This window comes from Streptomyces sp. ISL-1 (assembly GCF_018614585.1).
Lineage (GTDB): Bacteria > Actinomycetota > Actinomycetes > Streptomycetales > Streptomycetaceae > Streptomyces > Streptomyces maoxianensis.
The window spans coordinates 1-22444 of record NZ_JAGGOI010000059.1 but is presented as its reverse complement, the minus strand read 5'-3'; the positions used below and the strand labels follow the sequence as shown (position 1 = coordinate 22444).

The following is a 22444-nucleotide window of genomic DNA, read 5'->3' as shown; positions in this document are numbered from 1 at the left end:
GTCCGATGCCGCTGGATCCCCACCGCGGTCGACTGGAGATCAAACAGGCCCGCGAACACGGCGGCCGCACCTGGCGCCTGGCCGACACCTGCGCCGCATGCGCCGCCGCCCCCACGCAGCCGCCGTCCCCGAAATGCGCGCATGTGCGGGACTGCTCGGCACAGATCACAACGAATGTGTGATCAGTGGGTAAGGAGGTCGGCATCTCGGCATCACCCCTGGGTGCCGATCACCGGGTGAGTGCCCCGCCCCTGCCGCATCCGGCAGGCCTAGCCTAGCGTCGCCATCCGTGAGGAAGCTTGACGCGGGCGAAGGCAGCGGTGTGCTCTGCCCAACTGCCGTACTGCGTCCTACGCTTGCGAGGAAGAGCACATCGAAACCGGTGAGGTGAGGCGGATGGGGTGGAGGGATGCGCTCAACGGCGCTCTCGACGTCCTCGCTCCCGGCCCTCCATCGGCAGGCGACGAAGTCGGTGACTTCTTTGCTCGCCTGGACCGGCACTGGCGCAACGCCTACGCCGAACTGGGCACGCCTCCCAGGGATGTGAAGACCGGCGACACGAGCCGCGCTCACTCCCACGGTCTGGAACTCATCCGCAGGGGACGTGTTGCGGAGGCAGAGCGAGTGCTGCGCGCGCTCAGTGACACCGGAAGCGCTGGAGCCCGTACGGATCTGGGCGTACTTCACTTCCGAGCGGGTGTGCTGAACCTGGCCGAACAGGAGTGGGAACAAGCTGCGGACCAAGGCGACATACGGGCTGCGCACTATCTGGGCGTGCTCCTTGTACAGCGGGGGCGGCGCACCGAAGCGGAGCAGTGGTTACGCCGGGCCTTTGAAGCAGGGAGGACACAGGCTGCCGTCGATCTCGGCCTGGTGTTGAAAAAGTCCGGACAGCTTCAGACAGTCGAGCCTTGGCTGAAGCGAGCAGCTGACAGCGGTGTCGCCGATGCGGGGGTTCTTCTGGGCCTTATCGACTACGAGCGCGGCAATATCAACGGCGCGGAAGCATATTGGCGGCAAGCCGCTGAGCGGAGTAGCCCGGATGCCGCCCACAATCTTGGACTGTTGCTGGCCACGAGGGGACAGTACGCGGAGGCCCGCGCATGGATACATCGGGCCGAAGATGCAGGACACCGTTTGACCGCCCGCGCCTGGTCGTTGATTCACGGTAGCGAGCGACGCACGGCGGGACCGGTTGCCGGGCCGGACGCATCTCACGCCGTGAAGCATTGGGACCCCTGATGACCGCCCCGCGCGAACAGCGCGATGAAGGTCCGGGCCTGCGCTGGGACGCAAGCGTGGCCAGGGAGTGGGAGGCAGTCAAGCCCGGACTCGCAGCCGAGATCTGGGCGGAATTCCGTACGGATGAGCGCCACCGTCGACGGCTGGCGTGGGCAGCCGTGGGCCAGCGGGCTATCGGGCAGCTGTTCGCGCTCGTCTCCGTCGGCGGCATGCTGGTATTCGCCAAATATAGTCTCGACGCGGGGGAACCTCTCGTCGCTGCATTCGCGGTCGGCGCCCCGTCCATATCACTCGCCGTGATCTTCGGTCTCTCGCGTATGCCAGGACGGACCCTAGAGAACGCTCTAGCCCGACCGGGACGCCGCATTGCGGCAGTGACAGCCGGCGCCCAGCAACCCCCACCTGAGCCCACGCCCTCCGCTGGCCCACCGCCAGGGACCCTCTAGGCCACGCTGCAGCAGACCGCAGTCCGACGACTGATCCCTTGCCGGCCGCGGCTCGGGATCACGCGTCGAACGCCTGCTTCGGCGCCGTTGGAGTGGAAGCAGAGGACTTTCGGCCTGCCGCGGACGCAGCACGCACAGGCAGAGGGGTGCCGAAAGGTTCCGCGGTGGATGGAGCGTGGCACGCGAAGGCAGCTGTCCGGGGCTGTCAACGACTCAGCTCCGCCCACCGTGTAGCGCCCTTTTCGTGCGTGACACTGCCGTGCCGAGTGGCGAGGGCGGCAACGATGTACATCCCACGGCCGTGTTCCTCCTTCGGGTCGGTGTGCGACGACCGGTGGGGTTGCGGGCCACCATCCGTGACTTCGATGCGAAGGACGCTGCATCGCGTGCACTGGACCCGTAGTGCTGCCGGCGGGAGGGCGTGGACGACAGCGTTGGTGACAAGTTCGGAAATGATGAGCAGCGCGTCCTCGCGTACCGATGGCGACACATGCATGCGCGCGAGGAAGTCGTGGGCAAGGTGGCGGATCCGGCTGACGTCTTCGGCACCGGCGCTCACCAGGACCAGGTGCCTGTCTTCTTTGTCGTCCTTGCCGGGCCAGGGTCCGTGGCGATGGACCTGACCCGAGGCAGGGGCCGTGGCGCTGGGGTCTGCCTCGAGCAGTTGGACCGGCCCGGTCGATTCAGGGAGTGCTTGGGCAGTCATGGCAACCTCGCGTGTTCCGCGTGTGCGCCGAGCGGTTATCCCGGCCTAGGTGGTAATAACCAGATATGACCAGCCTGAACCTGGGGTGGGGAGGTTGTCAATCGGGTACGAAGGGGTATTTTTCGCCGCCGGCCCGCGGATGGGCGGCGAAGGGCACGCGCGAGGGATCGCATGATGTCAGCGGCTGGTCCGGTTCCTGGCCCTTAACGCCCGGCGATGTGTCTCCTGGACCTGCTGCAGTGGATCGCCGTCGAGTTCCCAGGGCCAGGTGGTGGCCACTGCTGACATCGCATCGAAGACCGGCCACGCGTCGCGCAGTCGCGTGGCTTTCGCCAGTACGTAGGCTAGGAGGTTGAGGTCGGCGAGTGCTGCTGCGTGGGTGAGAAAGCCGGGCTGCTGCCAAGTCGCCAGGGCTTGGTCGACGAGGGCGCGTTCGTGCGGCTGGTTCCAGTGCCGGTGTGCGGTCAGCGCCGTGATCCCGCCGGCTGCCAGCGCTCTGCGATACCGGGCGAGGGAGTGGGTGAGGCTCAGCGCCGCCACGGGGGCGCCGGGGGGCGCGGCGATGGTGACGGAGTCGAGGAACTGCACGGTCAGGGCGCTGGATCCGCATTCCTCCGGGGAAACGTAGTGCAGCATCTGCCGGTGGGCTTCCCGGTTCCAGCGGTCGCGTTCCTTGACGGCCTCCCACACGGGCTGGACCGCCGTGCCGGGGGACCTCTGCATGCGGTGGCAGCTGAGCATCGCGATCCAGGGGGCGGGGTCCGGGGGCGCGAGCGCTGCTGCGTGCCGGCAAAGACGAACGGTGTCGTCGATGTGGAGGGCGGTGCCGGTGTCGCGGGCCCGGTGGATGTCGGCGAAGACCTGAAGGAGCAGGGCGTCGGCGCTGGCGGGGTCCCGGCTGCGCCATTGGTGGGCGAGGACGGGCGCTTCGGGGATGGTGCTGAGCACGAGCAGGCGGTGCATGCGCCGGTCCCAGTCGTCGCCCGGGTCGCGCAGTGCCTGTTCGATGGGGTACGTGAGGGCACCACGGTCATTGGCTTCCGCCAGGTTGTCGCCCTGGGCGGCAACCTGGGCCTCGAGGTGTGTCAGGGTGCGGGTGAGCTGGCTGTCGTCCAGTTGTGGGCACAGTCGGCGGGGTGGTCTCTGGCGTCGTTTTCGGGGCCACATGGTCACCTTCTCCTTCCTGCGTTGTGTCCGTGCGGCAGCGGCGCCGGGTGGCCGCTGCCGCACGGAAGCGGTCAGGCTGTGCGAGGTGTCTGTGCCTGGGCGGGGCTATTCCGGCAGGCTTCACGGGCGGGGGCCGCGCCCGTGGCGGTCAGGGCGTGCAGAGCCGCTCCGAGGAGCCCGGCGTCCGCACCGAGGGGTGAGATCTCCACAGCTGGTGCGGTGCGCCAGGCGAGTCCCTGTTGCAGGCTTCGGCGGACCGGGCCCGTGAGGCGGTCTCCGGCCGCTGTCATTCCGCCCGCCAGAACGATGCGTTCGTGGTCGAGGAGGACGGTCGAGGTGACCAGGGCCCTGCCGAGGGCGTCTGTCGCCTCGGCCCAGATGCGGGCGGCGGCCGCTTCGGTGTCCAGGCGTGCGGTGATGTCGGCGGCGGTGTCCGCGGTGTTGCCGGTGCGGCGGTAGCGGCGGACCAGGGCGCCGGCTGCGGCGTAGGCCTCGGCGCATCCGCGCTGGCCGCAGGCGCACAGCTCGCCGTCGGGGTGCACGGGGATGTGGCCGAACTCTCCGGCGATGCCGGTCGCGCCGTGTATGAGCCGGCCGTCGCTGACGATGGCTGCTGCCAGGCCGGTTCCGAGTACGACGACGAGCAGGTTGCTCACGCCGGCGCCGAGCCCGAGCTGCCGCTCCGCCAGGCAGGCTGCCCGGACATCGTGCTCGAGGGTGACGGGCAGGCGTACGGCGTCTGCGACTGCTGCGGCCAGGGGGGTGTTGCGCAGGCCGAGGTTGGCGGCGAAGCGGATGATCCCGGCGTCGGTGTCGATCAGCCCGGGAGCGCAGAGGCCGACGGCCCGGACGCCAGGGCGGACGAGGGCGGTTGCCGCCTGCACGACCGCGGCGACGACGGCGTCGGGCCTGTTCGGGGAGGGTGTGGGCAGCCGCAGAATTTCCTCAGCAGTCCCGTGGGGGTTGTAGCGGGCTGCCTTGATCGTGGTGCCGCCGAGATCGACGGCGACAACATGTGCGGGGCGTGTCATCAGTACCTTTGTCCAGCTGGCTTGTGGCGGGCAATGGAGCGGTAGTAGGCCCGTTGTTCCAGCTGGGATGCAGCGAGTTCGTCCACCACGACGGTGGCGTGGGGGTGCAGCTGGAGGACCGAGGCGGGGCAGGCCGCGGTGACAGGGCCTTCTACGGCGGCGGCCACCGCGCGGGCCTTGTGCGGGCCGGTGGCGATCAGCACGAGGTGGGACGCCTCGCCGATCGTGGCGAGTCCTTGGGTGATGACGTGGCGGGGAACGTCGTCGAGGCTGCCGAAGAAGCGTGCGTTGTCGCGGCGGGTGTCGTCGGTGAGGGTCTTGAGCCGGGTGTGTGAGGCCAGTGAGGAACCCGGCTCGTTGAAGCCGATGTGTCCGTTGACCCCGATTCCGAGTATCTGCAGGCCGACGGGCCCTGCCTCGGTGAGGCAGCGCTCAAAGCGGCGCGCTTCCGCAGCGGGGTCGGGCGCCACGCCGGAGGGCAGGTGGAGCCGCGCAGGGTCGAGGTCGACATGTTCGGCCAGCTCGCGTTGTATCACCTGGGCGAAGGACTGCGGATGGGCGGGCGGGAGCCCGACGTACTCGTCGAGCAGGAAGACGTCGACGCCGCTGAAGCTGAGGCCCTCGTGACGATGGCGGCGGGCCAGGTCCCGGTAGACGCCCAGGGGCGAGGTGCCCGTGGCCAGTCCCAGCGTTCTCACACCTTCCGCCAGCGCCTGGTGGACGATGCAGGCGACCGTGCGGCCGGCGTCGTCCGCGTCAGGGCGGATCACCACCTCCATGTCACAGCCCCTCGCGGTCGTGGGCTGCCGCACGGAACGCTTCGCCCATCTCCTGGGCGGTGGCACGTGCTGCGGCCGGTTCCGCGGCGTCGAGTACGGCGGCCGCCAGGCTGCGGCACTGCTCCAGTGCGAGCTGGGCGAGCGCGTCGCGGACGGCGGCGACGGCCGGGGCGGCCATGGACAGGCTGCTTACCCCCAGGCCGGCCAGAACGGGGGCCAGTAGCGGGTCGGCGGCCGCCTCGCCGCAGACTCCCACGTGCCGGCCCAGAGCCTCGGCCGCGCCGCACACCTTGGCGACCAGGTTGAGCAGGGCCGGCTGCCAGGGATCCAGAAGATGGCTGAGGGCATGGGAGGTCCGGTCGGCGGCCAGGGTGTACTGGGCCAGGTCGTTGGTGCCGATGCTGGCGAAGTCGACGTGCTGGAGCAGACGGTCGGCGGCGAGAGCGGCGGAAGGTACTTCGATCATGATTCCGACGGTCTGTACGCCGTGGCTGCGGGCGAGGCCGGCGAAGTGGGCGGCTTCCTCGGCGGTGGAGACCATCGGCGCCATGACCCTCATCCGCGCGCCGGTGCGGCGCTGTGCCGTAACGAGGGCCTTGAGCTGGGTTTCGAGGATGCCCGGCCGCAGCGTGGCCGTGCGCAGCCCCCGGAGCCCGAGAGCGGGGTTGTCCTCACGGGGCAGTTGCAGGAAGGGCAGGGGTTTGTCGGAGCCGGCGTCCAGGGTGCGCACCGTCACCGTGCGCCCTTCGAAGGAGGTGAGGACCTGGGAGTAGGCCTGTATCTGTTCCTCAAGCGTGGGGGGTTCGCGGCGGTCCAGGAAGAGGAACTCGGTGCGGAACAGTCCCACGCCTTCGTTGTCGGCCTGCGCGGCGCGCAAGGCGTCCGCGGGGGTGCCGATGTTGGTGAGGAGCGCCACGGCGTGCTGGTCGGCGGTTCGGCCCGGCCCCTTGGTGCGGGGCTGCGTGCGGGTACGGGCCTCTTCGAGGGCTTGTCGCCGGCGTTGGGGCGAGGGGTGTGCTTCGACGGTGCCGGCCCGGCCGTCGAGGAGGACGGGTGTGCCGTCCGGCAGGGCGGCGGCCTGCGGGCATCCGACCACGGCGGGCAGGGCGAGGCTGCGGGCGAGGATGGCGGTGTGGCCGGTCGGGCCGCCCTTTTCGGTGAGCAGTCCCACCACGTCACTTCCGGCGAGTTGCGCGGTGTCGGCCGGGGAGAGGTCCTCGGCGGCGAGGATGAACGGGTGTCCGGGCCGGGGTATGCCGGGCATGGGCACGTCCATCAGGAGTGCGACGGCGCGGTTGCGGATGTCGCGCAGGTCGGCGGCGCGTTCGGCCATGTAGCCGCCGGCTTCCTCCAGTTGGGCGCAGTAGGCGTCGATCGCGAGGGAGAGGCTGTGGGCGGTGGGCATGCCCCGGCCGATGTGGTGGGCGGCGGCCTGGACGAGGGCGGGGTCGCTGGCCATGGCGGCGCCCGCCTCCAGGATGGCGCCTGCCGTTCCACCTGCCGCGATGGTGGAGAGCTGCGCGGCCACTGCGGCCAGGGCCTGTCGTACGCGCTGGACTTCGTGCCCGGGGTTGTCGCCCGGTGCTTCGTCGGGGTCGGTGACGACCGGCGGCGTCATGCGGGCCAGGGGTGCACACGCCAGCCCGGGGCTGACGCCGTGGCCGGTCATCGTGGTGGAGGTGGGGCTCACGCGTCGAGCTCCTTGCTCAGCAGGGCCGCCAGTTCCTCCAGGACGGCCTCCGCCCTGTCTCCGTCGGCGGTCAGGGTGACCTGGTCGCCGTAGCCGGCGCCGAGCGTCATGACGCCCAGCATGCTGTCGGCGGCCACGGGGGGTTTGCCGTCGACGGCGATCGTGACCGGCAGGGACGCCTGGGAGGCGGCCTGGACGAAGGTGGCGGCGGGCCTTGCGTGCAGGCCGCTGCGTGAGCCGATGGAGACGACGCGCTGCGCCATGGACGGTTCCTTTCGACGGGACTGTGGAAGAGCGTGGGGCCGTGTCAGGCCGCGGGCTCGGGCTGGCGTTCCTGATCGGCCTCCGGGTTGTCCTCCTCGCGGCCGGGGGTGCGCAGGTTCCAGCGGCGGATGACGAACCGGAACAGGACGTAGTAGAGGGCGGCGTAGCCCAGGCCGATGGGTATCAGCAGCAGCGGGTTGGTGGCCTTGCCCCAGTTGAGGACGTAGTCGATGAGTCCGGAGGAGAAGGTGAACCCGTGATGGATGTCGAGGGCGTTGACCAGGGCGAGGGAGGTTCCGGTCAGCACGGCGTGGACGAGGTACAGGGGCCAGGCGACGAACAGGAAGGAGAACTCGATCGGCTCGGTGATGCCGGTGAGGAAACTGGTGAGTCCGGCGGAGAGCATGATGCCGCCGACGGCCTTGCGGTGCTCGGGGCGGGCTTCACGCCAGATGGCCAGAGCTGCGGCGGGGAGGGCGAACATCATGATCGGGAAGAACCCGGTCATGAAGATGCCAGCCTCGGGATCGCCTGCGAAGAACCGGTTCAGGTCACCGTGTGCGCCGTTGTGGTCGCCGAGGATGAACCACACGACGGAGTTGAGGATGTGGTGCAGGCCGAGGGGGATGAGCAGCTTGTTCGCGGTGCCGTAGATACCACCGCCGACGATGCTGTTCTCGTCGACGGCCTCGCCGACCGAGGTGAGACCGCTGTTGAACAGCGGATACACCAGGCTCATCAGGACACCGACGACGAGTGCGGTGAACGCGGTCAGGATCGGCACGAGTCTGCGGCCGCTGAAGAAGCCCAGGTAGGGCGGAAGCACGGTGCGGTAGAAGCGTTGCCACAGCATGGCGGCGAGAAGGCCGATGACGATGCCGCCCAGGACCCCGAAGTTCACCACGGCCTGTTCGCCCGCCAGGTCTTTCTTCCCCTCCAGGACCACCGGGGACATTGCGGTGAAGACGCCGTCCAGGACGAGATACCCCACCACCGCGGCCAGCGCCGTGGAACCGTCGGCCTTCTTCGCGAACCCGATCGCGATGCCGACGGCGAAGATCAGTGGAAGATGCGTGAACAGCGCTCCGCCGGCGGCGGAGATGACGTGTGCGGTGTCCTTCAGGGCGGAGAACCGGCCCAGGACGTCGTCCTGCCCCAGCCGGAGGAGGAGGCCCGCGGCGGGCAGCGTGGCGATCGGCAGCATCAAGCTGCGGCCGAGTTTCTGCAGGCCCGCCAGGCCGGGACGGCGGCCTGCGGATGTGGACGTGACGGTGCTCATGACAACCTCGAAGGTGTGTGCAGGAGGGCAGGTGCGCCGACAGCCGGAGCGGCTGACCAAAACGCGACCCACGCGTGGTATCTACTGGTCATGACCAGTTGCCCTTAGAATGGCCCCGAAGTCACGGCATGTCAATGCCTCGACACGGCATCCAGGGGCCTGCGGTGCACGTGCCGAGGCGGTGAGCCAGACGCCCTGATCCACAGCCATGAGCCAGAAGAGGCACAGGCGTACTGCATACTGGTAGTAACCAGCTAGGAGGCGTCGCGCCTCCAGGAGACCGAGAGTGGGTCGCAGTGGCTACACAGCAGATCGGCGCCAAGGGCATGGTGCCCAAGCACGCGCAGCTGCGCGCGATTCTGGTCGACATGTGCACCAACCAGCTCTCCCCCGGCGACGCGCTGCCGAGCGAGCGGCAGCTGTGCCTCGACCACGGGGTCAGCCGGGTGACGGTGCGCGAAGCCCTCGGCCAGCTCGTGGCCGAAGGCCTGGCCGTCCGGGTGCACGGGCGCGGAACGTTTGTGGCCGAGCGGACGCACCGCTCGGAGCTCGGCCTCGCCTCGTTCCACGAGGACATGCGCCGGCTCGGCCTCGAGCCGGGCACCGTCGTACTCTCCGTCGACAAGGAGCCCCCCACCGCGGCCACCGCCGCGGCCCTTCAGATGACCGAGAAGCAACAGGCATGGCACATCCGTCGCCTCCGGCTGGCCAACGGGACTCCCATCTGCGTCGAGGACGCGTGGTACAGCTCCGATCTTCTGCCGGAGCTGGACAGCGTGGACTTCACCGCCTCCATCTACGACACTCTCGGCGCACGATTCGGATATCCCGTCGACCGTGCGGAGCAGACAGTCGGGGCCGGGCCGGCCTCCGCCGAGACCGCCGCCCTACTGGGCATCCGCAAGGACACGCCCGTCATGACCTTCGACCGGATCGCCTACAGCGGCGACCGCCCCGTCGAGCACGCGTACTCATGGTTCCGCGCCGACCGCTACCAGCTGCACATGACCCTCACCGAACACTGAGCCCCCCGGCCCGGGACACCCCGGACTGGACCCGCAACTTGACATGCTCATGATCGTACAGTTGCCTGCTACAACATCTCCGAGCTACTCTTCTGGTCATAACTGGTACTTACCAGTTTCGTTCGCGGCGTGGTCGCCACCTCGGCGCGGCGCCGCATCCATCCGTGATCAATGCGAGGGGGCACCCATGTCCAAAGCCCGGCTCATCGTCGAAGGGCTCGGAGGGGCCGACAACATTGCCGACATCGAGGCCTGCATCACCAGGCTGCGCACCGAGGTGAACGACCCGGGCGCCGTCGACGTGGGCGCCCTCAAGAGGGCGGGCGCCCACGGGGTCCTGGTGTCGGCAGGAGTCGTGCAGGTGGTCGTCGGCCCCGAGGCGGACTCCCTGGCCGAGGACATCAAGGAGCTGCTGTGAGCCTCGCCGTCTACGCCCCTCTGTCCGGGACCCTCACGGCGCTCGGCAAAGTCCCCGACCCGGTCTTCGCAGCCCAGATGGTGGGCTCGGGAGTGGCGGTAGATCCTCCCGGCGGCGCCGGGCCCGTCGACGTCGTGGCACCTGTCGCCGGCACGGTCGTCACCCTGCACCCGCACGCGTTCGTGATCCGCACCGGCAACGGGGAGGCGGTTCTGGTGCATCTGGGCATCGACACCGTGCGGCTGAAGGGAGAAGGGTTCCGCGCGCATGTGGCCGAAGGGGAACAGGTCGAGACCGGCCGGACTGTGATCACGTTCGACCCCGGCGCGGTCCGGGCACGCGGCATGTCCGCGATCTGTCCGGTCGTGATCCTCGACAGCCGGCCCGGATCGGCCCAGCCGCCGTCCGTCACCGGCCCGGTGCCGGCCGGGGCCCTGCTGTTCAGCTGGGCGGCGTCGTGACGGCCGCCGGCTCCCGCCCGCCGAAAAAGCCCAGCACCAAGGCGCCCGGCTCCCGGCCGCCGTGCGAGGCGGTCCTCCTGGACCTGGACGGCACCCTGGTCCTCAGCGAAGAGGTTCACCGCCTCGCCTGGCAGGCGTTCTTCGACACATGGGGTGTCCAGGTGACCGACGCCGACTACGAGCAGCACTACATGGGGCGACGGCCCAGTGACGTCATCGCCGACGTTCCCGGGCCCTGGGCGGGCACCGACGCACAAGCCGTGTTGTCCACCCTGACCGCCTTCACACTGGAACACGCCGCCAGCGTCGAGGCCGTTCCCGGTGCTGCCGCACTCATCCTGCAACTGCGCGTGAAGTACCCCGTCTCCGTCATCACCAGCGCCGGAGCGCTGTGGGCCCAGCACCTCCTCGAAAGAGTCCTCGGCGTGCGGCACTTGGTCGACGTGGTCATCACCGCCGAGGACACCACCTCCGGGAAGCCCTCCCCCGAGGGCTACCTCAAGGCCTGCACCGCCCTGCAGGCGCGCCCCGAGCACTGCCTGGCCTTCGAGGACTCACCGTCGGGAGTCCGTGCTCTGGTCGCCGCCGGTGTCCGGGACATCGTCGGCGTCACCACCACCGCCGCCGCGGCCGACCTCACCCGAGCCGGAGCGCGCTGGACCGTCCCCGATCTCACCTCCGCAAGCCTGCGCAGTGTCCGCGGCGCCCTCAGAGCACACCCCCCGGCCGCGGGAAGCAACGACGACGAGGAGAGGGAAGCATGAAGAGACTCGACGTGGCCGTGATCGGTGCCGGATTCATCGCCCGCACCCACGTGCCAGCCTGGATCGCCCTCGGGGCACGCATCCGCATCTTCTCCACCGACGACCAAGCCGCCCTGCTCGCCGAGGAGTTCGGCCTCACCGAGGCCACCTCCCTCGAGGAAGCGCTGGACTGGGCAGCGGTCGCCGACATCTGCACGCCCACCGCCACCCACCGCGACATCGCCCTGGCCGCCTTCGAGGCGGGAGCGAACGTCCTGTGCGAGAAACCGCTCGCCCTGACGCCCGGGGACGCCCAGGAAATGGCTGAAGCCGCCCACAAAGCCGGACGCCTGCTCTACCCCGGACACGTCGTACGGTTCTTCCCCGCCTACATCCGGCTCCGCGACGCCGTCACCTCCGGGGCGCTCGGGCGCGTGGCCGTGGCCCGCTTCACCCGCACCGGCCGCTATCCGACGTGGAGTTCCTGGTTCGCCGATCCCGCTCTCTCCGGAGGCATCGTCACCGACCAGATGCTGCACGACATGGACATCGCCAGGTGGCTCTTCGGCGAGGTCGTCAGCATCCACGCCACCCAGCGCGGCAACCTCACCGCCCCCGGCCCTGCCCCCAAGGCGCCGGTGGCCACCGGCAGCGCCACCCTCACCCACGAATCCGGCGTGATCTCCCAGGTCCTGGGCGTATGGGGCCCGCCTGCCACCCCGTTCCGCTACACGTTCCACGTCGCCGGCTCCAACGGCACCCTCACCCACGACTCCCTCGCCCACCCGTCTGTGCGCGTGACTGGCGCAGCCGGACCCGAAGCCAGCGCAGTACCCACCGGCGACTTCGGCGAAGACCCCTTCGCCGCCCAGATCCGCGAGTTCGCGACCGCCTTCCACGGCGGCCCCGCACCGCGGGTGAACGCCCTGGACGGTGTGGCGGCCGTCAAGATCGCCGCAGCCGCTCGCCGGTCCGCAGCGACCGGCCTGGCCGTCGCCATCCACAACACGACCCCGCGCACGCCCACAAAAGGAAGCCCCCGATGAAGGTCGCTCTCCTCTCCTTCGCCCACGTTCACGCAACGACGTACATCCAGCTGCTGAGCGACCGGAACGACATCGAGCTCATCGTGACCGACCCCGACGCCGAGCCGGGCGACCCGACACGCGGCAAGGCCCTCGCCGACGAACTCCGTGTCACCTACCGGGCCAGTTACGAGGAGGTCCTCGCCGAACGCCCCCGGGCCGTCATCATCACCAGCGAGAACGCCCGCCACCGCAAACTCGTCGAACAGGCCGCCTCCGCCGGTGCCCACATCCTGTGCGAGAAACCCCTGGCCACCACCGAAGACGACGCACGCGCCATGATCGACACCTGCGAGCAAGCCGGGGTCAGCCTCATGACCGCCTACCCCGTACGCTTCCACCCGGCATTCGCAGCCCTGCGGCACACCCTCACCGACGGCACCCTCGGACCCCTCCTCAGCGTCCACGGCGTCAACAACTCCCGCCCCCCTGCTCTGGAGCGCCCCTGGTTCGCCGACCCGGCCCTCGCCGGAGGCGGTGCCATCATCGATCACACCCTGCACGTCGCTGACCTCCTCGACGTCCTCCTCGACGGCGAACAACCCACCCACGTCCACGCGGTCGCCAACACCCTCCTCACCCCCGACGGCGCCGACCGACCGGAAGTGGAGTCCGCCGGCCTCCTCACCCTTACCTACGCCAACGGGCTCGTCGCCACCATCGACTGCAGCTGGAGCCACCCCGCCACCCACCCCACCTGGGGCGGCCTCACCCTCACCTGCGTCGGCCGGCGCGCCCTCGTCGAGTTCGACGCCTTCCCACCACTCCTTACCGGCTACGACACCGCCCAGGCCACCACCCGCTGGGAACCCGCCGCCACCGACCTCGACGCGGCCATGCTCGACCGCTTCCTCACCGCCGCCCGCACCGGACAACGCGCACACCCCGACGGCGAGACCGGCCTGCGCACCCTCAAAACCGTCCTCGCCGCCTACACATCCCTGCGCACCGGCCAACCCGCCACCACCACAGCAGCCTGACCGCTGCGCCGCAATCGTTACTGACCTGGCGTTTCAGCAAGGCCGTTAGCATGCTGCGCTACCAACGAGAGGTCGCTGCGGGATGCTGAGGCAGCGGGACTCCCAGCCCCTTCCCCCCAGCGGATGCCGTGGCCGCGACGATTGCGCGAGACGGTCTCGGCCGATGAAGCTCTGCAGCAGGCTCCACGCTCGAGCGGCCGTCATGAGGGGCGCCTGGAAGCGACTCGCGTCGCGAACGTGATCTACCGACTGATCGGACTGCTCCGATACGCCGCCGATCCGGCCTTCATCGACCTCGCCGATCACCCAGACCTGGTGACCTCCGCGAGGAGGCTCTGTTCCCAAGCAGGTCTGCCTGCCCTCGATGAGGTCTCGGCACCGTTGCTGGGACCCGGGCCATCACCGCAGCCCGAGTAGTTCCGTCCGACAGGCCGGACGGCTGCGGGTGGCCCGTTCCCCGCCAAGGCCGTATGGCAGTTCCGTGAGGTGCTGGGTGGAGGAATATCGCTGCAGCCCGACGGCTCCTCTGGTCTGGGGCAGGGTCCTTCGCGTAGCAGGTGCCCTCTCGGACACCTGATGTTCAGTTGCTCAGACGTGTCTGTGCGCGGCTGGCTATGCCTGCAGCCCGTGTAATTCCGATCATGCCGATTGCGGATGCTGTCACCGTTCCGCCGACGCCGGCCAGCGCCACCAACGTCACCGATTCCATCGGGGCATTGTCCGGGTCCAGGTGGCGTCCGGCAGCCGGTCGCGGTGTCTCGTCATGGTGCTGTCGGCAGGGGGGTTGGGGATGCCTCCTTGGGGGTGGTCGTGGATCCAGGACAGGCCTCCGAGGTCCAGGCGGCTGCGGGCGCGGGTGACGGCCACGTAGGCGAGGCGTGCTTCGGCGTCGTCGATCGGTCCGGGCAGCGGGCGTCCGCCGCAGTCGTGCTGTTCGGTGTCTTTCGGTGGGGTGAAGTCGTCGGCGATCTTGACGGTTGCCCATTCGCGTCCTTTGGCCCGGTGGGCGGTGGAGATGATGATGCTGGCGGCCTCTTCGGCGGTGAGCTGGTCGACAGCGGCGAGGACGGCGTCGGGGCCGTGCTGGTCGATGAGGTCGACGAACGGTTTCAAATCGGCGCCGGCTGGGTCGTGTTCGGCGTAGTCCTGCAGCTCTCCCCAGGTCGGGAAGAGGGTCAGTTCCGGGTGCCAGGTGCGGCGTCCTTCTTTGAGGTCGCGGGCGGCGGTGGCCAGGGCGCGCAGGGTGTTCTCTCCCCCGGCCAGCGCCACGCGATAACCCATGCCGAGGTGTGCCATCACCTGATTCATGGCTCCGATGTTGGTGCGGCACAGCACCGCCTCGGGATGCTCGACGGGGGCGAGGTCGGTGGAGATCGTCTCGGTACCGGTCAGGCGGATCGGGGCGTCGGCGATCGTCAGCCACCGGTTGGCCTCCGTGGCGAGAGCGGGCCCGAAGCGGAAGGACCGGGACAGGGACAGGGCGTGGCCGTCGAAGTCGGTCATGATGTCGCGGGCGCCGCGCCAGCCGTAGATGGCCTGGGCGGAGTCGCCGACCATCACGAGCTGGGCGTGGGGACGTTGGGCGGTGAAGACCTGTTCGAGGACGGGGTTGGTGTCCTGGGCTTCGTCGAGGAGGAGGAAGTCGGCGTCGATCCTCGGCTCGGAGAGGGCCCAGATTTTCAGGTAGTGGTCGTGCTCGAAGCGCACGACGCCGTCCTCGGGATGCTGCAGGTCGGCCCAGGCCTTGTGGGCATAGGGCAGCACGACCTGGATGAGCTGGTCGTGCAGGAGGGGGTTTTCGAGGCCGCGCAGGGGCGGGATGTGGCGGCCGGCGAGGGTGCGGTCGGCGGAGTGGCAGTAACGGGTGATGGTGCGCAGCACAGCGTGGGAGAGGGCCTTGGGGGTGACATCCCGTTCGCCGATGCGCACTGCCTTGGTGATGCCGAGGGCCATACCGGTCTTCCAGCCTGTCTGCCGGGGCCCGTTGAGGCGTCGGGTGTAGCGGTGGCCGATGGCGGCGAAGGCCAGGGAGTGGGCGGTCTTACACGTGACGGTGGGAGGGAAGCGGGTGGCAGCGTGCTGGGCGATGGCCTTGTTGAAGGCGATGTAGCGGCCGCGGCGCCGGGTCGCGTTGGCGAGCAGGACGAGGGTGCTCGTCTTGCCGGTGCCAGCGCCGGCCTGGAGGGCCAGGTGGCCGTCTGCGCGGAAGGCGTCTGCGCGGAAGGCGTCTGCGGCCGCGGCCTGTTCGTCAGTGGGATGCAGCACGAGTGGCTTCCTGTGTGCGTGTGAGGGCGCGGCCGAGCGCTGCGACGAGCTGGTCGGGTGTCGTGCGCTCAAGCAGAGCCTGCAGGGCGTGGTCGAGGTGTTCGGCTTTGCGGCGGGCGTGGTGGGCCAGAGCGTCGTGGAGGGCTTGTTCGACGAACGCGCCGGGCTGCTGCCCTGCCTTGTGTGCGGCGCGGCGGATGAGGGCTTCGGTGTCCGGGGCGAATGCGAGGGCGAGGGTGATGTGGTTCTCGGCGTCCGGGTAGTGCGTGCGACGACATCGACGGGCAGCAGGTCGGCGAGGCGGCGGTGGACTCGGTTCAGCGCTTTCGCGGTCTTCTTGCCCGGGGCCAGGGTGATCAGACGGGTGCGGTCGCGGTTCGGCGCGGGCGGCATTACTTCGGTGACGCGGGCGAGCTCGGCGCGGGTGGCGGGGCGGGTGAGGGTGATCTCAAGGGCGTGGTGCGGCATGCCAGGGCCTCCCCCATGCGAGAGTCTTCGTGTTGTTCATGAGTGTCCTCGGTGGTGCCTGGCCGCAGCCGGGAGGCGAGGGTGGATGTGCTGGTGGTGGACGAGGGGGTCGAAGACCTCCCAGTCGGCAAGAGCGAGATCGGCCGCTGCCGGAGTTGCAGCGTGCGCGGGACAGCGCTGAGCGCGCCACCGCAGCTGCTCCGCATACGGCAGGCTGGCGAGGTCGTAGACGGCCATGTCGGCTGCGGGCAGGGCAAGCTGGCCGCGGGCGGCGGTGGCGGGCATCAGCGTCCATCGGCCGGCTGGGATGCCGGGGGTGAGGACGGGATGGGTGCAGCGCTCCCGCCGTCGGGTCTGGGCGACGCACTGGATGGCGTCGACGGGTCGGGCGGCGAGGTATCGGCCGTAGAGGATTTGCACCACGGGCCGCGCAGGCCGGCAGACGGCCGCGTCCGTTTCAGGAGGCGGAGCCGGCAGGGCGGCGGATGGGGTGAGCGTGCCGGAGTCGAGCAGGCGCCGGGTACGCAGGGCGAGGCCGCGGCGCAGGGCAGCCAGTTGGGGCGTGAGTTCGGCCGGGGCGTCGCCACGCGGACACAGGGCGAGGTGCGGGACGCGGCACCACGGGGTGCCGTCACTTCCGGGGTGGGCGATGCCGGCCTCGACGTGCCAGCAGGAGCCGGCCGGGACGGTGGCCGTGTGGAGTTCGCCCGGGTGGAGGCTGATGGGTCGGTGGTCGGTGCGGGTGTACCAGTCGATCCGGTTGCCGCAGGCCCGGCACCGGCCGCGCTGGGCGGTGCGCAGGAGCCGGGACGGGCTGTCCGCAGCGATCCGCAGAGCCCGCGCTCGCCGGGCGGTGGTGGAGCTGCCGTCCCAGCGGCGGCCGGATGAGGCAGTGGTGGTGGAGCACATGGCGTGAAGGTGACAGGCGGCGCGCTGCAGACACGGCGTCCGTGCCGCCCGTATCCCACGGACAGCCCAATGAGCGGGAACGTGTGGACGACTCGTCGTGTGTCAGAGCGAAACCGGTTCCCTGATCGGGTGATTCACCCGGCCTGCGTGAGGACGGGTCAGTCGGTGGTTCCTGCGGGCGGGGTGTGACCCTCGCAGAGCGGGGCGAAGAGCTGGTCGACGGGCACGTTCAGAGCGTGCGCGAGGGCGTGCCAGGTCTTCAGCGATCCGATGGTGCGGCCCTGCTCGATTTCAATGACGGTGCGTCTGCCCAGGCCGCTGCGGCGGGCGAGCTCGTCGTAGCTCCAGCCGCGCTCGCCCCTCAGGCGCGCCAGCTGCAGACGCAGCGCATTGAGGTTCGGGTCCGGCGGGAAGATCGTCACCCCACCATCCGACGGTGCAGACCCCTGCCCTGTCAGTGCAGACATCTGCCCTATTTCTGCAGGTGACGGGATCAGCGGCAGGGCAGAGGTCTGCACTACGGTGTGCCGCCAACACCCCGCTCCCCCATCGGCAGGCGGGAAGGCGGACCGGCCCCGCGCCGACGAACTGGAGGAACGCGCGCCCCATGAGGCTGTGCACCGTGCACCCACTCGTGCCTCGTACCTGGACCGTGGAACTGCGCCCCCAGCACGGCGGGTCGGCACTCCACTGTCCGCGCTGCGCGCCGCAAGGTCAGCTCCTGCAGGGGGCATCAGCCCGGCCCGCGGCCCTCGCGCACCTCGCCCGACACGCCCGCAGCGACGTCCTTCCCCCGCATCTGCGCGTCTGCCAGTGCCACGAACGCGGCTGCCGCTGGCACCCCCGCCACCGTGGCTGCGGCGGCCCTATCCTCCTCGTCCTCACCCGCGAACACGGCGGACGCCTTTGGCGCCTCGCCGACGTCTGCGCAGCCTGCGCCGCGACCACACCGCACGCCGCCGTCGTACCGGACACCACGCACACCCTGTCGGCAGAGCCGGCCTCCGACAAGGCGACCGTGGCCGGGCGGCCACCGCGCCCGCACGGCCCTGCCGAACAGGCCCGGATCCAGGACATGCTCAGCTATCTCGCGGCCGCCCTCCCCGCCAGCGCCGGGCCAGAGGCAAGACTGCTGGCCCTCCAATGCGCTCTGCGCGCCACCTGCCGCGGACGCGTGCTGCTTCCCGCCGGGCTGCTGCGCGGCATGCGCCTCCATCACGTCGCCGCGTTCTGGCACCAACTGGAGGAGCACCACTGGCTCCACCTGGCACGGCCGAACGCCACCGGCGCGGCGGTCATCGCCCAGCTGATCGACCCTCTGAACCGGGCACCCGGCCGGGCTGGCCGGCTCCGCGCCGCCGACTGGGCGCTGCGCGCCACAAGCAGCCCACGGGTAAGAGACCTGCCCGTCGGCACACGGCTGGCCTGGCTGGCCCTCGCATCGCACACCTCCCCTGCCCATCCCCGCACCAGTGCGGACACGGACCGCGTCAGCCGCGCCTGCGGCACCGACGCCGCCCGTATCGGCCCGTTGCTCGACCAACTCCTGGCCGCCGGGATGATCAGCGACTGGGATCACGCGCCCGACACCGACGAACTCATCTGGGCAACGTCACCTCCACCGGCACAGGCTGCCTGCCCCCGTAGCGCCCTGGACAGCCGGCTTTCCGGTGACGCGTGAGCACCCACAGGGCGGTCAGACGCCCTTGGCCGGATCGCCGAGCCGGGCCGGGAACACTTCGAGAAGGTGCCCCGCATCAGCTTCGGTGGCTGGAGGCGATCACTCGTGCAGGGGATCCGGCGCCCTGAACAGAACCGCACAACCAACTCGCGTGCATAGAAGCTGATTCGGGTGCTACTGCTTGCGCGACATACGGCACAACCCAAAGGCAGCATCATGATCATTCTGGACACCTGTGTCATACGCGGAATGGGACTCCGGAGCAGTGAAGCGGACGTCCTGCGCGCCATCCGGGAGACGGGAACCGAACGCATCGCGGTCCCCTGGATGGCGCTCGAGGAGCTGGCTGCACAGAAGGCTGTGGACTACAACAACGCTCACCGGGAGGCCGCGCGGGCGCTGAAGAAGCTCAAGAGGGCGAGCGTCACGGACGCCCCGAAGCTCGGTGACCCAGAGCCTGAAAAGGTTCGAGAGAGCTGGCGCGCCAGGTATGGCCAACTGCTCGAGGTCCTGCCGACGAGCGAACGGGCGCTGCGCGAGGGCGTCTACCGAGAGGCCAACGTCCTCCCGCCAGCCGCGGTGAAGGGTGAGGGTGACAAAGCGGTGAAGGTCGGCGCGCGGGATGTGGCGATCTGGCTAACCGCGGTTGAGTACGCCCAGGAACACCCGGATGAGACCGTGTACTTCGTCAGCAGCAACCACAAGGACTTCGGCAAGGGCGGGGCGTACCCGCCCCCGATGGATAAGGACGTCGAGGAGCTTGGCGACAGGTTTGTGCACCTGACGAACCTGGATGGCGTACTGAGCCAGTTCGCGCCCGACGCCATCGTCGACGAGGAAGTCCTCTGGGATCTACTGCGCGACTACGCAGTCCATGCCCGCGACGAGGCACTGACCCGTTGGGGCTTGCTCCGGTTCAATGCGCCGTCTGCACCCTTTCCCGCGGCCGTAAAGCCGCGCTTCTCCACGATGCCCACGATGGAAGCCATTGGGTGGGCCATACCCCGCGAGGTTGTAGCCGAGCCTCGGGAAGTGACCGCCGCCCGCGCCTACCGCCTCGGGGACCACGAATGGTGCACGGTCAACGTGCGCTGGCAGCTGACCGGCAACGCTCTCTTCAACAGCGTCATCGAGTACGCGGCGTCCTTCTGGGACACCCGACTCCTGGTACCGGTAGTCAAGGGCGGCCCGCTCCCTCGCATCCTCGACAGCGGCACCCCTTACGCGCCCGACGCCGACGCAGTCGTCTGGCCGGCACACCAGGAGTTGACGATGGCGTTGGGTTCCGGAAAGACGTCGTCGGTCTGGGCCGTGTTCTCGCAGATCATCAACGGCGTCGGACAGCCTTCATTCGGTAGCTGGGCGGACCAGAGCGCGGCCCTCCTGGGCGACGAGCAGGATGAGGAGGGCACCCTGGAAGGCTGGGAGGAGGCATACGACCCCGACGCCGACAGCGACACGTTCGACGAGTAGCCGCTGCCGGCGCCCACCGGCTGCGGGCCGAGGACGCTCCCCCGGATGAGGCGCACCCAGCGGGCACCGTGCTGCGCCTGGTGGCGGCGGGAGGCCGGAGAGGTGAGGGGCGCAGCCGGACGGCTGCGCCCCGAGGATCAGACCTCGTCGTCCCACCTGCGGCAGTGCTCGTAGGCGAGTGCTGCGGCGGAGTCGGGGTCCGGGGCGTCGAATACCTCGGCCCAGCGGGTGAAGTCGTCCTCGCTGGTGGCGAGCAGCTCGATCTGCTCGGCAACCGGGCCGGGCACGACAGCGGCGACGAGCAGCCCGGCGGCGACCCGCCTACTGGAGCAGGTAGTGGAACTCGTCGTGATCAAGGAACTCCTCGGCCACGCCCACATCGGCGTCACCGCCACCGTCTACGCCCACGTCCGACTCCGCCTCCAGCACAACGCCATCGACCTCCTCGGCCGCGCCCTTCACACCTCCACCGAGATCATCGGTTCCCGCGACGGCGGCGACCAGCCGACTTGTGCAGCACCCGTCCGCTGACGTTGCCGTCAACTACTGCCGTCAAGGCGGGCCTGCGCCCCGCAGAGAATCATTTCGAGTCTCGCACAAGCCCGCCTTTTCGTGCACCGATGGCCTCGCTTCGAATACGAGTCAACGCAGAAGTGAACGCATCCGCTGCGCAATATCTGCCGCCGCCGTTTGAACCTGAGCGTCACTAAGCGTGCCTGGGATTGGATCACCCTCGCCCGCGTAGTGATCATGCGCCAGATAAAACAGGTCAGTGGCCAACTGGTAGTGGTCAGGTGACGGATAAGATCCCGAATAGTGCTTGTACAAGGGGAGGCATACTGTCGAAAAATCGACCGCTGACAGCCTCCCCTCTGCAACCGCAGAGGCAAGCACCAGGAACGGTTCTAGCTTGGCCATTACAGCTTCCCATGCATCGTCAGGTACCAGAACTGGTCCGATCCCGGATCAGACTTCCAGGCACCAAGCATCTTTCCACTATCGAGATCGACGGAGACGTGGCGCCCTGAATTCAGATCCACATAATGCCGAGCCGGAGTTCCCCGGTAAGTCCCCGCGATCTGAACGTTCCCAGAGTTCTTTACGAAGTCACCTATCGCGCCGACGAATGCTTGCTTGGTCGCCTTGCTTTCCTTCCCCATGATTCCGAAGTCTTCGGCGTGCTTGAAGTGGTGGGGAATGCTGTTCGAATCAATCCACGCAGATCCACATCCGGGACCACTGTTGTGCACGAGGACTGGAGTGTCCCCGGCGAGCACATAATACGTGTGGAGGTCTTCAACGGTGAGGTTGTACGTGCGCGCGTGCTTGGCGAATGGCCGGTTGTTCGTCACGGTGACGGTGGTGCCATCGTCCGTGAGGAGTGTCGCGCTCGGCTGGAGTTGGCCGGCTTCGACCCACCGCTTCTCGGAGGGGGACCAGAAGGGGTGCTCGTGTGTGGCGGTGAGCTTCTGGGGTCCGTCGTCGGTCGCGATGGTCAGTTCGTTGAAGTGCTTGTCGTCTTCGGTGCGGATCAGGCGTGAGACCTTGCGGCTGCCGGACTTTCCCGTCTCAGGGTCCGTCGCGAGGACTTCGTCTCCGACCTCGATGTCTTCAATGTCCTTGGTGGAACCATCAGCCATGAGGACGTCAGTGCCGGCGAGAAAACACTTGCAGTCCGACAGCAGTCGCGCAACGCTTTCTGCGCTACCCAGTTCTGCACTTGCGGCGGCACCCTTGGCTGAAGCGGCGGCTCTCCTGGCCGCTGCCCATTCCCACCCGGCGCCGACGAGATATAGGGCGACGGTGACGGCGGCTTCGCCGCAGTCTTTGCCCTTGGTGACGCAGCGGATCCCTAGTTTTATGCCGAAGGGATCGTCTCCGACTTCGAGGAGTCCAGCTTTTCCTGCCGTGGTACAGAAACTTGCATACGCGGTGGGCCGGGAGCACTTGCTCTTGGCCCACCACTCAACGCGGTAGCCGTAGGTGTCCTGATCCGTGTATGCGGCGGCGTATATGGAGAGTTCTTCGTACGTGGGAATCGTAATTCCGCCGATGGATGGCTGGCCGTCATCGCTACCTCCGCCACCTCCGCCACCACCTCCGCCGCCACCTCCGCCGCCATTGCCGTTCCCGCTGTTGTCCTTAGACCCGTTGTTCTTATCCTTGCCCGAGTGTTGAGCGGGAGTGCAGTACTTGACGTCCCATGAGCAGGTGCCCGGCGTGGAGCCAATCTCTAGTCCCGTGGGGTCGCTGAAGGTGACGGGAGAGTTGTTGGCGTAGGAGTAGCCCTGCATTTGCTGGGGATCGTCACCCACAGGTCGCGAAGGACCTC

23 protein-coding genes are annotated in these 22444 nt (G+C 69.0%); 11 read left to right on the top strand and 12 right to left on the bottom strand.

Annotated features, from left to right (window positions below; translation table 11 throughout):
- Positions 1 to 5: 5 nt before the first annotated feature.
- Together J7E87_RS32235 and J7E87_RS32230 are read left to right on the top strand one after the other, a co-directional pair.
- Positions 6 to 182: a hypothetical protein gene (locus J7E87_RS32235; protein WP_215098166.1), complete on the top strand. Its 177-nt coding sequence runs from the start codon at positions 6 to 8 to the stop codon at positions 180 to 182.
- A 214-nt stretch (positions 183 to 396) separates the two neighbouring features.
- Positions 397 to 1242, top strand: a complete 846-nt coding sequence (locus tag J7E87_RS32230; protein WP_215098165.1) for a lipopolysaccharide assembly protein LapB — start codon at positions 397 to 399, stop codon at positions 1240 to 1242.
- Positions 1243 to 1893: 651 nt separating this feature from the next.
- Here J7E87_RS32230 and J7E87_RS32225 read toward each other — a convergent pair.
- The 7 genes from J7E87_RS32225 to J7E87_RS32195 form a co-directional block, all read right to left on the bottom strand.
- Positions 1894 to 2394, bottom strand: coding sequence for an ATP-binding protein (locus J7E87_RS32225; protein WP_215098164.1), 501 nt, complete (start codon positions 2392 to 2394; stop codon positions 1894 to 1896).
- 177 nt (positions 2395 to 2571) lie between these two features.
- On the bottom strand, positions 2572 to 3561 hold the full coding sequence (locus J7E87_RS32220) for a hypothetical protein (RefSeq protein ID WP_215098163.1): 990 nt from the start codon (positions 3559 to 3561) through the stop codon (positions 2572 to 2574).
- A gap of 71 nt (positions 3562 to 3632) precedes the next feature.
- Positions 3633 to 4592: an ROK family protein gene (locus J7E87_RS32215; RefSeq protein WP_215098162.1), complete on the bottom strand. Its 960-nt coding sequence runs from the start codon at positions 4590 to 4592 to the stop codon at positions 3633 to 3635.
- A complete protein-coding gene (gene nagB / locus J7E87_RS32210) occupies positions 4592 to 5371 on the bottom strand; it encodes a glucosamine-6-phosphate deaminase (RefSeq protein WP_215098161.1) in 780 nt (259 codons plus the stop codon). The genes J7E87_RS32215 and nagB overlap by 1 nt, the downstream gene beginning before the upstream one ends.
- Before the next feature lies 1 nt (position 5372).
- Entirely contained in the window at positions 5373 to 7040 is a 1668-nt protein-coding gene (gene ptsP / locus J7E87_RS32205; RefSeq protein WP_215098174.1) for a phosphoenolpyruvate--protein phosphotransferase, read from the bottom strand.
- 17 nt (positions 7041 to 7057) lie between these two features.
- Positions 7058 to 7324: an HPr family phosphocarrier protein gene (locus tag J7E87_RS32200; RefSeq protein ID WP_215098160.1), complete on the bottom strand. Its 267-nt coding sequence runs from the start codon at positions 7322 to 7324 to the stop codon at positions 7058 to 7060.
- Positions 7325 to 7368: 44 nt separating this feature from the next.
- Entirely contained in the window at positions 7369 to 8604 is a 1236-nt protein-coding gene (locus J7E87_RS32195; protein WP_215098159.1) for a PTS transporter subunit EIIC, read from the bottom strand.
- Between the two features lie 296 nt (positions 8605 to 8900).
- Between J7E87_RS32195 and J7E87_RS32190 the strand changes: the two genes are divergently transcribed.
- The 6 genes from J7E87_RS32190 (at position 8901) to J7E87_RS32165 (ending at position 13316) form a co-directional block, all read left to right on the top strand.
- A complete protein-coding gene (locus J7E87_RS32190; protein ID WP_215098158.1) occupies positions 8901 to 9629 on the top strand; it encodes a GntR family transcriptional regulator in 729 nt (242 codons plus the stop codon).
- A 187-nt stretch (positions 9630 to 9816) separates the two neighbouring features.
- Positions 9817 to 10047, top strand: coding sequence for a PTS transporter subunit EIIB (locus J7E87_RS32185; RefSeq protein WP_215098157.1), 231 nt, complete (start codon positions 9817 to 9819; stop codon positions 10045 to 10047).
- Entirely contained in the window at positions 10044 to 10508 is a 465-nt protein-coding gene (locus J7E87_RS32180) for a PTS glucose transporter subunit IIA (protein WP_215098156.1), read from the top strand. The genes J7E87_RS32185 and J7E87_RS32180 overlap by 4 nt, the downstream gene beginning before the upstream one ends.
- Positions 10505 to 11272: an HAD family phosphatase gene (locus tag J7E87_RS32175; protein WP_215098155.1), complete on the top strand. Its 768-nt coding sequence runs from the start codon at positions 10505 to 10507 to the stop codon at positions 11270 to 11272. Before J7E87_RS32180 ends, J7E87_RS32175 begins: the two co-directional genes overlap by 4 nt.
- The gene (locus J7E87_RS32170; protein ID WP_215098154.1) at positions 11269 to 12297 is read left to right on the top strand and encodes a Gfo/Idh/MocA family protein; all 1029 of its coding nucleotides are present in this window, start codon (positions 11269 to 11271) and stop codon (positions 12295 to 12297) included. The genes J7E87_RS32175 and J7E87_RS32170 overlap by 4 nt, the downstream gene beginning before the upstream one ends.
- Positions 12294 to 13316 carry a Gfo/Idh/MocA family protein gene (locus J7E87_RS32165; RefSeq protein WP_215098153.1) on the top strand — a complete coding sequence of 341 codons (1023 nt, stop codon included), beginning with the start codon at positions 12294 to 12296 and terminating at the stop codon, positions 13314 to 13316. The genes J7E87_RS32170 and J7E87_RS32165 overlap by 4 nt, the downstream gene beginning before the upstream one ends.
- Before the next feature lie 696 nt (positions 13317 to 14012).
- Here the strand turns inward: J7E87_RS32165 and J7E87_RS32160 are convergent.
- The 3 genes from J7E87_RS32160 to J7E87_RS32145 form a co-directional block, all read right to left on the bottom strand.
- On the bottom strand, positions 14013 to 15578 hold the full coding sequence (locus J7E87_RS32160; RefSeq protein WP_215098173.1) for a UvrD-helicase domain-containing protein: 1566 nt from the start codon (positions 15576 to 15578) through the stop codon (positions 14013 to 14015).
- A 507-nt stretch (positions 15579 to 16085) separates the two neighbouring features.
- Positions 16086 to 16958 (bottom strand): DUF6083 domain-containing protein, encoded by an 873-nt coding sequence (locus J7E87_RS32150; RefSeq protein WP_215098152.1) that lies wholly within the window; start codon positions 16956 to 16958, stop codon positions 16086 to 16088.
- Between the two features lie 158 nt (positions 16959 to 17116).
- The gene (locus J7E87_RS32145; RefSeq protein ID WP_215098151.1) at positions 17117 to 17380 is read right to left on the bottom strand and encodes a helix-turn-helix transcriptional regulator; all 264 of its coding nucleotides are present in this window, start codon (positions 17378 to 17380) and stop codon (positions 17117 to 17119) included.
- 185 nt (positions 17381 to 17565) lie between these two features.
- Here J7E87_RS32145 and J7E87_RS32140 point away from each other — a divergent pair, with 185 nt between their 5' ends.
- Positions 17566 to 18639: a hypothetical protein gene (locus J7E87_RS32140; protein WP_215098150.1), complete on the top strand. Its 1074-nt coding sequence runs from the start codon at positions 17566 to 17568 to the stop codon at positions 18637 to 18639.
- A 216-nt stretch (positions 18640 to 18855) separates the two neighbouring features.
- A complete protein-coding gene (locus J7E87_RS32135; RefSeq protein ID WP_215098149.1) occupies positions 18856 to 20112 on the top strand; it encodes a PIN domain-containing protein in 1257 nt (418 codons plus the stop codon).
- Positions 20113 to 20249: 137 nt separating this feature from the next.
- Here J7E87_RS32135 and J7E87_RS32130 read toward each other — a convergent pair whose 3' ends face one another.
- A complete protein-coding gene (locus J7E87_RS32130) occupies positions 20250 to 20468 on the bottom strand; it encodes a hypothetical protein (RefSeq protein ID WP_215098148.1) in 219 nt (72 codons plus the stop codon).
- Here J7E87_RS32130 and J7E87_RS32125 point away from each other — a divergent pair.
- Positions 20461 to 20643, top strand: coding sequence for a hypothetical protein (locus tag J7E87_RS32125; RefSeq protein ID WP_308313156.1), 183 nt, complete (start codon positions 20461 to 20463; stop codon positions 20641 to 20643). The two genes, J7E87_RS32130 and J7E87_RS32125, sit on opposite strands and share 8 nt — an antisense overlap.
- Before the next feature lie 386 nt (positions 20644 to 21029).
- Here the strand turns inward: J7E87_RS32125 and J7E87_RS32120 are convergent.
- Positions 21030 to 22444: polymorphic toxin-type HINT domain-containing protein (locus J7E87_RS32120; RefSeq protein WP_251018324.1), on the bottom strand; the 1415-nt coding region annotated here is incomplete at its 5' end.